Source organism: Kitasatospora sp. NPDC057223 (assembly GCF_042669755.1).
Classification (GTDB): domain Bacteria; phylum Actinomycetota; class Actinomycetes; order Streptomycetales; family Streptomycetaceae; genus Kitasatospora.
In genome coordinates this window covers 184,131-195,910 of the sequence record NZ_JBHUWW010000001.1, presented here as the reverse complement: position 1 = coordinate 195,910, position 11,780 = coordinate 184,131, and the positions used below count along the sequence as shown (strand labels likewise).

Annotated in this window: 15 protein-coding genes and 1 pseudogene; 5 read left to right on the top strand and 11 right to left on the bottom strand. The window is 70.5% G+C overall.

What is annotated here, in order from left to right:
* The first annotated feature begins 162 nt into the window (after window positions 1-162).
* Window positions 163-744 (top strand): TerD family protein, encoded by a 582-nt coding sequence (locus ACFUK0_RS01280; RefSeq protein WP_380245917.1) that lies wholly within the window; start codon window positions 163-165, stop codon window positions 742-744.
* A 372-nt stretch (window positions 745-1,116) separates the two neighbouring features.
* Here the strand turns inward: ACFUK0_RS01280 and ACFUK0_RS01275 are convergent, their stop codons facing one another.
* A complete protein-coding gene (locus ACFUK0_RS01275) occupies window positions 1,117-2,691 on the bottom strand; it encodes an RNA polymerase sigma factor (RefSeq protein WP_380245916.1) in 1,575 nt (524 codons plus the stop codon).
* A 205-nt stretch (window positions 2,692-2,896) separates the two neighbouring features.
* Window positions 2,897-3,643 (bottom strand): FadR/GntR family transcriptional regulator, encoded by a 747-nt coding sequence (locus ACFUK0_RS01270; RefSeq protein ID WP_380245915.1) that lies wholly within the window; start codon window positions 3,641-3,643, stop codon window positions 2,897-2,899.
* Between the two features lie 175 nt (window positions 3,644-3,818).
* Between ACFUK0_RS01270 and ACFUK0_RS01265 the strand changes: the two are divergent.
* Window positions 3,819-4,211 (top strand): annotated as a pseudogene (locus tag ACFUK0_RS01265) (amino acid permease); the annotation flags it as partial.
* Between the two features lie 75 nt (window positions 4,212-4,286).
* On the opposite strand, the gene ACFUK0_RS01260 reads toward ACFUK0_RS01265, so the two are convergent.
* Window positions 4,287-4,469, bottom strand: coding sequence for a hypothetical protein (locus ACFUK0_RS01260; RefSeq protein ID WP_380245914.1), 183 nt, complete (start codon window positions 4,467-4,469; stop codon window positions 4,287-4,289).
* A 331-nt stretch (window positions 4,470-4,800) separates the two neighbouring features.
* Between ACFUK0_RS01260 and ACFUK0_RS01255 the strand changes: the two genes are divergently transcribed.
* On the top strand, window positions 4,801-5,043 hold the full coding sequence (locus ACFUK0_RS01255) for a helix-turn-helix transcriptional regulator (protein ID WP_380245913.1): 243 nt from the start codon (window positions 4,801-4,803) through the stop codon (window positions 5,041-5,043).
* A 120-nt stretch (window positions 5,044-5,163) separates the two neighbouring features.
* On the opposite strand, the gene ACFUK0_RS01250 is transcribed toward ACFUK0_RS01255, so the two are convergent.
* Window positions 5,164-5,352, bottom strand: a complete 189-nt coding sequence (locus ACFUK0_RS01250) for a hypothetical protein (RefSeq protein ID WP_380245912.1) — start codon at window positions 5,350-5,352, stop codon at window positions 5,164-5,166.
* Window positions 5,352-5,954: a hypothetical protein gene (locus tag ACFUK0_RS01245; protein ID WP_380245911.1), complete on the bottom strand. Its 603-nt coding sequence runs from the start codon at window positions 5,952-5,954 to the stop codon at window positions 5,352-5,354. The genes ACFUK0_RS01250 and ACFUK0_RS01245 overlap by 1 nt, the downstream gene beginning before the upstream one ends.
* A gap of 472 nt (window positions 5,955-6,426) precedes the next feature.
* Here ACFUK0_RS01245 and ACFUK0_RS01240 point away from each other — a divergent pair, with 472 nt between their 5' ends.
* The gene (locus tag ACFUK0_RS01240; protein WP_380245910.1) at window positions 6,427-7,443 is read left to right on the top strand and encodes a transcriptional regulator; all 1,017 of its coding nucleotides are present in this window, start codon (window positions 6,427-6,429) and stop codon (window positions 7,441-7,443) included.
* Window positions 7,444-7,511: 68 nt separating this feature from the next.
* Window positions 7,512-7,829 carry a hypothetical protein gene (locus tag ACFUK0_RS01235; protein WP_380245909.1) on the top strand — a complete coding sequence of 106 codons (318 nt, stop codon included), beginning with the start codon at window positions 7,512-7,514 and terminating at the stop codon, window positions 7,827-7,829.
* A gap of 1 nt (window position 7,830) precedes the next feature.
* Here ACFUK0_RS01235 and ACFUK0_RS01230 read toward each other — a convergent pair whose 3' ends face one another.
* The 6 genes from ACFUK0_RS01230 to ACFUK0_RS01205 all read right to left on the bottom strand — a co-directional run bounded on the left by ACFUK0_RS01230 (window position 7,831) and on the right by ACFUK0_RS01205 (window position 11,478).
* Complete coding sequence (locus ACFUK0_RS01230) at window positions 7,831-8,235, bottom strand: DUF6233 domain-containing protein (protein WP_380245908.1); 405 nt, start codon at window positions 8,233-8,235, stop codon at window positions 7,831-7,833.
* Window positions 8,236-8,321: 86 nt separating this feature from the next.
* A complete protein-coding gene (locus ACFUK0_RS01225; protein ID WP_380245907.1) occupies window positions 8,322-9,137 on the bottom strand; it encodes a phage antirepressor KilAC domain-containing protein in 816 nt (271 codons plus the stop codon).
* A 216-nt stretch (window positions 9,138-9,353) separates the two neighbouring features.
* A complete protein-coding gene (locus ACFUK0_RS01220) occupies window positions 9,354-9,704 on the bottom strand; it encodes a hypothetical protein (RefSeq protein WP_380245906.1) in 351 nt (116 codons plus the stop codon).
* On the bottom strand, window positions 9,691-10,167 hold the full coding sequence (locus ACFUK0_RS01215; protein WP_380245905.1) for a hypothetical protein: 477 nt from the start codon (window positions 10,165-10,167) through the stop codon (window positions 9,691-9,693). Before ACFUK0_RS01215 ends, ACFUK0_RS01220 begins: the two co-directional genes overlap by 14 nt.
* 1 nt (window position 10,168) lies before the next feature.
* Window positions 10,169-10,549: a hypothetical protein gene (locus ACFUK0_RS01210; RefSeq protein WP_380245904.1), complete on the bottom strand. Its 381-nt coding sequence runs from the start codon at window positions 10,547-10,549 to the stop codon at window positions 10,169-10,171.
* Between the two features lie 2 nt (window positions 10,550-10,551).
* Window positions 10,552-11,478: an N-acetylmuramoyl-L-alanine amidase gene (locus ACFUK0_RS01205; RefSeq protein ID WP_380245903.1), complete on the bottom strand. Its 927-nt coding sequence runs from the start codon at window positions 11,476-11,478 to the stop codon at window positions 10,552-10,554.
* Between the last annotated feature and the right edge of the window lie 302 nt (window positions 11,479-11,780).

Sequence of the window (11,780 nt, the reverse complement as noted above, 5' to 3'; positions counted from 1 at the left end):
ACCCCTCGGGTCGGGGGGTAACCCCCACCGACTCGGGGGACACCGGCTGCCCCCCCCGGGGTTCGTGGCCGGGCCGGCCCGGGGCCCCGCGCCGACTGCGCGCGGGGCCGCGGCACAGTCGCAGGCAGGCAACCGCCGGCCACCTACAGGAGAGCAGGACGCATGACGGTCAACCTCGGCAAAGGACAGCGGATCAGCCTGGAGAAGGCCGGCGGCGGCGCGCTCAGCGTCGTCCGGATGGGCCTCGGCTGGCAGGCCTCACCGCGCAAGGGATTCCTCGCCAGGCTGATCCCCCGGGAGATCGACCTGGACGCCTCCGCCGTGCTCTTCGCCGGGACCAAGCCAGTGGAGGTGGTCTACTTCCAGAAGCTGACCAGCTCGGACGGTTCGGTGCGGCACAGTGGCGACAACCTGACCGGCGGCGCCGGCCAGGGGGCCGACGACGAGTCCATCGTGGTGGACCTCCAGCGCGTCCCCACCCAGGTCGAGCAGATCGTCTTCACCGTCAACTCGTTCACCGGGCAGACGTTCCAGGAGGTGCAGAACGCCTTCTGCCGGCTGGTCGACGAGACCACCGGCGACGAGCTGGCGCGCTACACGCTCACCGGGGGCGGCCCGTACACGGCCCAGATCATGGCCAAGGTGCACCGTTCGGGCACCGGCTGGCAGCTGACCGCGATCGGCGAGCCGGCCGGCGGGCGGACCTTCAAGGAACTGCTGCCCGAGATCGCCAAGCACCTCTAGGGCGCGTGCCGGGCGCCCCGCCGCGGGCCCTGACGGCTGTCCACGAGCCGGGGCCCGCGCCGGAGCACCCTTCGCCACCTGGTAATGTTCTGTCCGTCGGAAGAGAGATCTTCTGGACATGCGTCGGAGGTGCTGGTGGAGCACGCCCTACTTTCAGTAGGGAGAGTCCGTTCAAATCGGGCCCGGCGCTCCAGCTTTTTCCGGGCTCGGCCCGGCCTGTTCCCACAGGCCGCGCCGGGCCCGTTTCGTCTGCCGGGGCCCGATCGGGCGACAAGTCACCGGAACCAGTGACCGGAACGAGGGCGGACGGAGAGCCGCCCGTACCCGGGCCGGCCGGCCTTGCCGGCTGTCGGGTACGGGCGGCCGGCCCGGCTAGTCCAGGTAGTCGCGCAGCACCTGGGAGCGCGACGGGTGCCGCAGCTTGGACATCGTCTTGGACTCGATCTGGCGGATCCGCTCGCGGGTGACCCCGTAGACCTTGCCGATCTCGTCCAGCGTCTTCGGCTGGCCGTCGGTGAGGCCGAAGCGCATCGAGACCACGCCGGCCTCGCGCTCGGCCAGCGTCTCCAGCACGGCCCGCAGCTGCTCCTGCAGCAGGGTGAAGCTGACCGCGTCGGCCGGCTTCACGGCCTCGGTGTCCTCGATCAGGTCACCGAACTCGCTGTCGCCCTCGTCACCGAGCGGGGTGTGCAGGGAGATCGGCTCGCGGCCGTAGCGCTGCACCTCGACGACCCGCTCCGGGGTGAGGTCCAGCTCCTTGCCCAGCTCCTCCGGAGTGGGCTCGCGGCCGAGCGACTGCAGCATCTGGCGCTGCAGGCGGGCCAGCTTGTTGATGACCTCGACCATGTGGACGGGGATGCGGATGGTCCGGGACTGGTCGGCCATCGCGCGGGTGATCGCCTGGCGGATCCACCACGTCGCGTACGTGGAGAACTTGAAGCCCTTGGTGTAGTCGAACTTCTCGACCGCGCGGACCAGGCCCAGGTTGCCCTCCTGGATGAGGTCCAGGAACAGCATGCCGCGGCCGGTGTAGCGCTTGGCGACCGACACGACCAGGCGGAGGTTGGCCTCCAGCAGGTGGTCCTTCGCGCGGCGGCCGTCCTCGGCGATGAGCTCCAGCTCGCGCCGGAAGACCGGGGTCAGGTCCTCGCCGGAGGCGAGCTTCTCCATCGCGAACAGGCCGGCCTCGATGCGCTTGGCGAGCGAGACCTCCTGCTCGGCGTTGAGCAGCGAGACCTTGCCGATCTGCTTCAGGTAGTCCTTCACCGCGTCGGCGCTGGCGCCGGGCGTGGTGACCTGCTGCTTCGGGGCGTCGTCCTCGTCGTCGTCGGAGAGCACGAAGCTGCCGATGCCGGGGGTCGGCTCCGGGCCGGCCTCGCCGGGCGCGGCCTCGTCGAAGAGGTCGTCCTCGGCCGGGGTCTCGGCGGCGTCGTCGGACGCACCCTTGGCGGTGGTCTTCGTGGCCGTCTTCTTGGCCGCGGCGGCGGTCGCCGTCTTCTTCGCCGGAGCGGCCTTCTTCACCGCGGCGGCCTTCTTGGCGGGCGCGGCCTTCTTCGCCGGAGCGGCCTTCTTGACCGCTGCCACCTGCTCCGAGGAGGCGTCCTCGGCCTCGCCGGCACCGTCCACGGGGGCCGCCGTGATCTTCTTGACAGGGGTAGCGCGCGTGGCTACGGTTTTCTTGACCGAGCGCCGGTTCGGGTCCCCTGCAGCCTGCTTGGGCTCCTGTGCAGGGCGGACCGCCAGGGTCATTCCTTCGTCGTCCAGCACCTGGTTCAGGCTGCGGAGGACGACCTTCCACTGAGTGGTCGGAATATTGTCGGCCTCGAAAGCCTGGCGCACCTCATCGCCGGTGATGTGTCCTGTGGTCCGGCCGCGCTCGATGAGGGCCATCAGGGACGCGGATTCAGCAATCCGATGCGGAAGCGTGCGGGACGGGCTGGGCGACACGAGTGGCCTCTCGGTGCAGTGGGCATGACACGGCTCCGCCGCGCACGGAGAGTGTGACGGACCAGGGATCCTCCACGCGGCAAGCACCGTTCGACTAATCGTTCCCAAGGCCGAAGACGTTACGCATCGTCGGAGTGACTCGGATCACTCCAATGCCACGGACCGCGCCGGAAGGTTTCGGAGCCGGCCCGCCGGGGAGGCTGGATCAGCCGAGGAAGCCGCGCAGCAGGGCGGCGGTGGCCTCCAGGTGCTCCTCGGTCGAGCGGCGGGCCCCCTCGGCGTCGCCCGCCAGGATCGCGCTCACCATCGTCCGGTGCTGCTCGGAGGCGTGGTCGATGTTGCGCTCCAGCATCGGTATCGCGTTCAGCAGGTCGTTCAGGCGCATCCGGCTCTCGGCGATGCCGGTCGCCAGCGAGTGCGAGCCGGTCAGCTCGGCGATCGCCAGGTGGAACCGCGAATCCAGCTGCCGGTACTCCTCCGGCGAGGCGCCCTCCAGGTCGGCGAGGCGCTCGCGCAGGTAGTCGCGCTGCTCCTCGGTGAGCGGGCGTCTCGCGGCCCGCTCGGAGGCGCCGGTCTCCAGCACCATCCGGTAGGTGAGCGCGTCCTCCAGCTCGGAGCCCATGTCCTGGACGGCCCGGCGCAGCTCGCCGAGGCTCGGCGGGGGCAGCCGGTACGTGACGAAGGTGCCGCCGTAGCGTCCGCGCCGTGACTCCACGCAGCCGGCCAGCTGCAGCGAGCGGATCGCCTCGCGCAGCGTCTCGCGGCTGATGTTCAGCCGGGCGGCCAGCTCCCGTTCGGGTGGCAGCCGGTCGCCGTGGCCGAGGACGCCTAGCTTGATCGCCTCCAGGATCCGCTCGACCGTCTCCTCGAAGGCGTTGCCGGTCCGGACGGGGCGGAAGATCGCGCCGCCCTGCCAGTCCATCCGCGCGTCGCGCCCGCCTGCCCGGTCCACCCCGGAATCGTACCGAGGTACGGGTCGGCCGGGCCGTCGGCAGGTCCCCTTGACGTCGCGGAGGCGCAGGGTGAACGATGCGCACTACGCCAATGGTCTGGTTTCAGTCCATTGGGTCACCACGCTGCTGTGGGCGCACGTTTCGGATCCCCCACCGAACCCCCAAGGGGTGCGCATGTCTCCCGAACCCTCTCCCGTCGAGCACACCGACACGCCGGTCGTCCCGCGGCAGGCGCCGCCGGAGTCGGCGGACGAACAGCGGCTGCGCGAACTCGGCTACACCCAGGAACTCGCCCGCTCGATGTCGGGCTTCTCGAACTTCGCCGTCTCCTTCTCGATCGTCTCCATCCTCTCCGGCTGCCTCACCCTCTACGGCTTCGGCCTGAACACCGGCGGCCCCGCGATGATCACCTGGGGCTGGCCGCTGGTCGGCCTGATGACCCTCTGCGTCGCCCTCGCGATGGCCGAGATCTGCTCCGCCTACCCCACCGCCGGCGGCCTCTACTACTGGGCCGCCAAGCTCGCCCCCTCCCGCGGCCCGGCGTGGGCCTGGTTCACCGGCTGCTTCAAGTGACGCCATGCACCTAGGTCACCGCATGTGAAACCCACAGGTCAGGGCGTTCTATCCGGCCGCCTGTGTGACCTAGCTCGGGTGGGTGTCTCGGCAGAGGCGGATCAGATCCGACAGGGAACCGCGGGCGCGGATGAGCAGGCCGATGAGGTCGGCGTTGCTGGCGGTTGCGAGGTTGGTCTTGTCGATGGCCTGCACATCGGCTTCGGCGAGGCGGACCCGCGTCTCTGCGGAGTCGGCATGGGGGGCGCTCACTGTCGTCCTGTGCGCGTTGTGTTCCTCGGCAGGGGTGCGCGGGCTGCCGGGGCGCGGGAGGGGGCCGCGCGGTCTGGGCTGGCTGCTGGCGTGCGGCAGCCTGGGGGCGTGTTCGATTACGTGGCTGGGGGCGCCCGGAAGCGGATCGACGCTGCTTACGGTCGCATACGGTCCCATTGGGAGGCTAGGCCGTTTCTGAGACGTTATGTCTCGTTCGATTTCCGGGCGAAGTCAGGACGGGATGAGTCCGGCATACCCGGAGGAATCTACCTGACACTTGCTGCACATCTGCTGCTGACTTTTGATCTTGATCGCGGCAGCGTAGCGAGATGTGCCAGCACCTCCCGCCGAACCCACCTGGGTCTTAGACCGTCGACGCCAGGTCGGCTGCCGTATCCGCGCACTCCGGGAGGAGCGACGACTCTCTCAGGAAGCCCTGGCCGAGCTGGCCGGCATCAGCAGGCACACCATGTACCGCACGGAAACGGGTGCGCGCGCCGCCAGCCTTGATGTGGTCATCAGGCTGGCTGCTGCTCTGGATGTTCCGCTGGGTCAGCTGTTCCGGGAGCTGTGATCGCGCAGCTGAGGTGCTGGTCGATGGCGTCGGAGTGGCTGTTGATGACTTCGACGAACCGGCCCTTGCCGTACTGTCCGCAGGCCTGGCAATAGCCCGTGGCCGGTTCGTCGGGCTCGGTCACCATGTGCGTGGCGCGGCCGGCTGGAACGCCTTGTAGGCGATGTCCGCGGCGGTGAAGTCCGACCAGGCTCTGGGCTTGCCGTCGTCGCCGACCATCCATTCGCCGGTCGTCTCGTTGCGGACCCGCCAGCATTTGGCCTTCGGGTCCCAACGGACCCCGTAGCCGGTTGTCTGTGTCTCGGTCATCAGGACTCCTCGGGCGCGTGAGCGGGGCAGGCGACGACAGCCCACCCGAGGGGCGCGCCGGTCGTGGAGGTGTAGGCGTGGCCGGCGGGGACGAGCGGGCCGTCGACTCGGTGGCAGCAGACGCACGCCTCGCCCCGAAGCTGGGCAGCGGTGTACTCCGCGGCCAGTGTCGTCTTGCCCATCCAGATCTGACGGGGCAGCAGCGCGCCCATGATGTACGACTCGACCTGCGGCCGGCCTGCACCAGCGGCGAGAAGGTGGGCCCCCAGGATGACCACCACGGTGCCGCCCCGGCGGACGAAATCTGCCCAGCCCGAATCTGCCGGAATTCGCAGCGCCGGCCCGGAGCCCGGGACCGCGATCACCGCGTCCTGGCCCTGCAAGACCAACCTGATCCGGGCGCCCGGCAAGGGCAGGTCCGGAGTGGCCAAGTCGGCGGCCTCCGCGATCGCCTGCATCTGCTCCGCCGTCGGACCGCCAGCGGCCGGGGTGACCAGAGCGAACGCAACCAAGCCGTCCGGCGTCGAATCGATCCACGTCCAGGTGGCGAGCGCGCCAAGTACGGTACGCGGCGGTAAGGGGAGCGCGGGGGCCATCGTCATCGGGCCTATCTCCTCGGCGTCGGAGGTCTACCATCACCACCAGGCAACCGCACGAACCCCTTCCCCCGCGATCACCCAGGGGGTGGCACAGGGTGGCACTTCAGCGCGAGGTGGCGGGGAAGGGTAGACCAGCACCATGGCGACACCGAACGAGAAGCTCGCGAACTGGCTCCGGCGTGCCGAGCTGAGCAACAGGGAGCTGGCGCGGCTCGTCGTCCGTGCAGCTCAGGACGCCGGACACCCTCAGGTGCGCTCGGACGCGACGACCGTCCGACGCTGGGTCCAGGAGGGGCGCGTCCCCCGACGGCCGGTGCCCGGCATCATCGCTGACGTCATTTCAGCCCGGGTCGGATACCGGGTCACATCGTACGAACTCGGGCTCGGGGAGAGCCCGGCGGAGGACCGCTCGCTCCTTTACTCCCGCAGCTACACGGATACGGTGGAGACCGTCTCTGACCTGGGGAGAGCAGACGTGGACCGACGTAAATTCCTGGCCAGCGCGCCGTTCGCCGCCGTTGCCGCCACCGGCCCGAGCAGGGACTGGCTCCTCGCCACCCTCGACCAGCAACCCGACGCCGGGCCCCGCGTGCGCATCGAGGACGTCACCGCGGTGCGGAACATGTTCTCCGAGTTCCAGAAGATCGACATCTTCCAAGGTGGCGGGTCCGGCCGCCTCGTCCTCGCCGCCTACATGAACGTCCACGTCTACCCGCTCCTGCGCCGGACCCAGACCGACGACATCCGGCGCGCCCTTTGCGAAGCCGCCGCCGAACAGACCTACCTCCTCGGATGGATGGCCTACGACAACGGCGAGCACGGCACCGCCCAGCGCTACCTCATCCAGTCGCTCCGCCTCGCCGAGGAGTCGCAGAATGCACCGCTCGGCGCCCACGTCCTCGCCGGGATGGCCGACCAGGCCACCCTCCTCGGGCACCCCGAAGAGGGGCTGAATCTCGCCCGGTCCGGCCGGCACGGACTCGGCGGCCAGTCGCACGCCGCCCTCGCCGACCTGTGGGCGCTGGAGGGCAGGGCGCTCGCTGCGATGGGCGACAGGGCCGGGGCTGCCCGCGCGATCGTGCAGTCCGAAGCCGCGGCGGAGCACATCGACCACGAGGCAGAGCCCGAGTGGGCGCTGTTCATTGATCCCGCGTACCTGCACGGAGAGCACGCCGTGACACTGCGGGACATCGGCGACTCCGCCGGCGCGCAGGAGCACGCCCGCCGCAGCATCGACCACGCCCGCATGCAGTCCCGGGCCCGCCGCGGTGCCATGTCGCAGGCCGCCCTCGCCTCCGCGCACTTGCAGCGCAACGACCTGGAAGCGGCGTACGCGGCCGGCCTGCGGACGCTCTCGCTGACGAGCAAGGTGAAGTCGTCGCGGGCGGTCGAGGCCGTCGTCGACTTGCAGAAGCGGATGCAGCCCTTCGGCCAGCACCGGCTCGTCGCCGACTTCGTCGAGCGCGCGCGGGTGCTCATCCCCGCCGCCTGAGCACTGCTCGACTCGCCCCTGGCCCGCAGGTCGGGGGCGTTGTCGGTGCAGGTCAGTACGATTCCGGCATGCCCGATGCCCTGCCTCCGCCCCCTGACCTGATCGACCTCCAGCGTGCCCTCGACGCCGCGCGTGCCGAACTGCACGGCTGGCTCGCGGAGACGGAGGCTGCCCGCCGCGCCGAGTTCCCCGACCCTGAGCAGGCCGTGGAGCGGGGCATGTGGCCGGATGACCTGCGGGCCCGGCTCGCCGACCTGCGCGGCAAGCAGGCCGCGGCGTTCGACGCCGTACGGCTGCACCCCACCATGCAGCAGGCACTCGCCGACGGCTGTCACCCGGTGACCGAGAGGGCACTCAAGGACGCCGCGCGAGCAGGGGACGCCTGACCTACGACTGGCCGTCCCACGTCGCGCGCCGGCCCGGCAGGCACACCTCGCACAGGCGGGCGCCGGCCGCGATCAGGTCGTCGGCCTCCGCCCGGGTGACTGGCCGGGCGTTTCGGGCCATGTACCAGCAGGACGCCCGGTGGATCAGCAGCAGCGGCTCATCAGGGCGCGGCAGGCTGTCCACGAGCAGCTGGTCCGGGTCGGCGGGGGCGCCCGGCAGGTCCGCGTACGACTCGCCGGGGATCGGGCGGACCGTCGGATACGCCGCCCGGAAGGCCACCTCCTGACCGCCGGGCAGGGTCAGCCGCAGCAGGTACCACCAGGCGTCGCCGACCCTCTCCCGGCCCGTCACCTCGACGTCCAGCTCCTGGCCATCGGGGAGGGTCACACGGGCGCGGGGAGTCATGATCGCATCATCCGGTGCTGGCCGAGCCGCCGGCCGCAGACACGACGAAGCCCCGCCCTCCCGTGAGGAGGACGGGGCAACGCAGGTCAGCGGGCCTCGCCCGCCGGCCGAGCGGGGAGTCGAACCTCCTTCTGCCGCCACAGGTCCACGATCAGATCGAGGCCCCTGGCCGTCGCGTACGCCACCGAGAAGCTCACGCCGTTCGCTGACTCGACCTTGACGGCGAACTGGCTCGCCCGCTGGTACGGCAGGCGCGGCAGGTTCCGAGCGCCGCCGTACCGCGACACCTCCTTGCGGAAGATGCCGATCTCGACCAGCCAGTTCGTGACGACCTTGACGTCCTCGCCCAGCATGTCGGCCAGCGACCGCATGCTGATCAGCCCCTCGGTGTCGAGGAACTCGTCCCACTTGCCGGCCTTCGGCGCCGCGATCGCCAGCTCCTTGGCCTGCTTCTCCTCGCGCTCCAGGACGGCGAGGTACTGCCGGGCCATCTCGATCTCGGACATCGGCCGGCTCGTCGCGATCTCGGCCTTGCGGGTCTGCATCGCGAAGTACGCCTGCGCCGCCGCGACGGCCGGCTTGTTCGGCTCGCCGTTCATCGCAACGAGGTACGCCGCAGTGCGGCTCAGGCGGTAGTCGGCCCTGGCCCGACCAGCCGTTCCTGTTTCGGTGACCGCCGAAAAAGCCTGGTCAGAGTAGGTGCCGACGTTCTCCGACGACCGGATCGCCCGGTCGATGACGGTGTTGGAGAAGTCCTCCCACCGCGCGTAACCCATCAGCGGCTGGAGTTCGCGGGCCGACCAGTACTCCTGGCCGTAGTCGTCGACCCGCCGAATCTGGTCGAAGGGGCTGCCCCCGCTCGCGTCGGCGCCGACGGGCAGGTTACTGTTGTGCTCTGGCATTGAGTGCCTTTCGTTGCGCTCCGGCCCCGGTGAGATGTAGGAGTCCCGCCGGGGCAGCTTTATGCCCCGGCCGATGGGCCGTTCGGGTGATGCGGCAAGCCTAGTCCGGGCGACCGCAGAATCGCTTCTGTGACCGATGGTGTTCCCGAGACCTCCAAAGACGACGACGCCCCCGCCCGGCCCGAAGGCCAGACGGGGGCGCGGCACTTCAGGGCGTCAGGGAACGCGGATCAAATGGGCATCGGCAGCATCCGGGGGCGGGACCGCCACCCCAGCATCCCGCAGAGCCGTCTCCAACCGACGCACGTACCGACGAAGCGCACCCACCGTCAGATCCTGCAGCCGAGCATGCTCCTGCTGCGCTGTCTGCGCGGTCTCCAGCTCCTGCACCCGACTCTGCAGGCGCACCATCCCCTGCGCCAGACCCGCGATCGTCGTCAACTCAGCCGGCGCCGGCTCCTTCGGGTCGTCGTGATCCCGAGTCCGGCCGATCCACGACATCGTCACCGATCCGACCACACCGATGGCCACCGCCACCGCGCCCCACAGCCCACTACTCGCCTCCATCGGCACCCCTCTCCAGCGCCCGGATCCGATCCAGGGCGGCGGCGTACCGCAGCAACAGCGCGGCGTACCGCGATGACAGGGCCGCCACCACCCCCAACAGGACCAGCGGCACACACCATGCCGGGGTCGCTGTCCACGCCTGCGGGTATCCACCCGTCAACCAGGCGATCACGTACGCACCAGCCCACAGCAACGGCGCGAGCGCGCCGGCGGCGAACCCGAGCCGGTCCGGCCCCGGCCGGCAGAGAGCCGCGCCGAATGCCGTCATCCCGCAGGCGATCCACAGGACGCCCCACCAGGACAGCGGGCAAATCTGCACGAGCACCTGCACGCCGCGCTGCACCCCGTACCGGGGGTCCGTGATGATGCCGGTGCCGTAAGTGATCCAGCCGATGCCGGTGACGCCGAGTGCGGTGCCGCGGAGACCTACCCTCCGGCGGTACCAGGCCCCCGCGGCACCCACGTCAGATCACCGGGTACTGGTCGGCCACGGTCAGCGGCGGCAGCGGCGCCTTCGCCGCGACGGGGGCCGTCACCTGCGTGCGGGTGTACATGCCGACGGCGATCGCCACGACAGCCATGATGGAGACCTGCTGGTCAGCGCCCAGGTGGGCACCGAAGCCGAGGCTCAGCGCCAGAGCAGCCTGCGCGAGACCGAGCACCGCGGCCACCGCCCCGTCATGGACGAGGATCGCCACGATCAGGCCGACCACGGCCGCCGCGAGCGCGTTGACGCCGGCCTGCTGGTCGACGGTCAGGTCCAGGCCGAAGGCGGTGGCGGCCTTGACGAGGACGGCGACGAGCGTCAGCCACAGGGCGGGCTCACGGCCGAGGATCTTGGGCATGATCAGTTCCCCTTCGGGGTGGTGTTGGTGGTGACGGTGACGTTGATGCCGCTGGCCAGCGTCTGCTTCACGGCGGCGGCCGCCTGGTCGCCGACCGCAGCGACCGCCGCCAGTACGGCGGCCGTGTCGACGTGCTGGTTCTGGTCGAGGACGAGCTTGAGGACGGCGGCCTGCGCGGCGAGAGTCGCCTGGATCGACGCGAACGCGGCGTCGGCCCGCCTGTTGGCGAGGTCGATGCCGCCGAGGTACTGGTACAGCGTCGCCTCGCCCTTCACCGAGCCGTCGGGGTTGTAGACGGGCATCAGCGCGTTGGCGACAGCGGAGCCCAGCTCCGCAGGGGTGTACGGCACGTCGTCCTCCTGGACGGGGGTAGTGGGTGCGGGAGAGGCCGGGGCGGTGCCGCCGTTCGCGCGGGCGACGATGGCGGGGAACACGACCTCGTGGAACTGCCGGACGCGGGCGTCGCCGGGGCACGCCGTGCCGCCGTCCGACCACTCCGGGAACAGGCGGTGCACGCCGAACCCCGGGTCGTTCCAGGTTCGGCAGATCCGCAGCGGGATCCCGTGCTGCTGGTGCACCCACACGCCGAGCCGGATCAGGGTCTCGACCTGCGCGTCCGTCCACGGGTCCGTGTGCTGCAGGTTGGACGCCGACTCGCACGAGATCGCACCCGTACCGTCCGGCCGGAGGTTCGCGTGCATGTTCGCGTCCGCGCGGGTCTGCGTCCCGATGTACTGCCCGAGACTGCCGTCGAACCCGAGGCCGAAGTGCGACTCCAGGTTCGTCGAGTCCCTCCAGTACTCGTACATCCGCCGCGGCGTCCACGGCGCCGCGATGCTGTGCAGGATGAGCTGCGTCGGGACGATCGCCGGCTGGCCGTCCGACTCGGGTTGCAGCTCCATGCGCTCAGCGCCGGGGAACCAGGCCATCAGGGTCTCCAGGGGTAGGAATCCAGCGGGGCTGCGCAGACCCGGCCCATACAGATCAGTTGCACCTCATCGCACAAGCCAGCGAAGAGGCAGGGCCCGCCGGAGCGCGCTGCACGACAGGTCACTGCACACCTCCTCGGGAGGTAGAGCCAGCATGGGTCCGGTGCAGGTCAGCGCCCGTGTCCGCGACCCTCCAGCCGTCCGCGTACGCCACCTGGCACCGGACCCACACCCTCAGAATCACCCGCCCCGAGAGTCCCGCTGCAACGCTCTGACCTGCATTTCCACCACTCGTAGGGCCC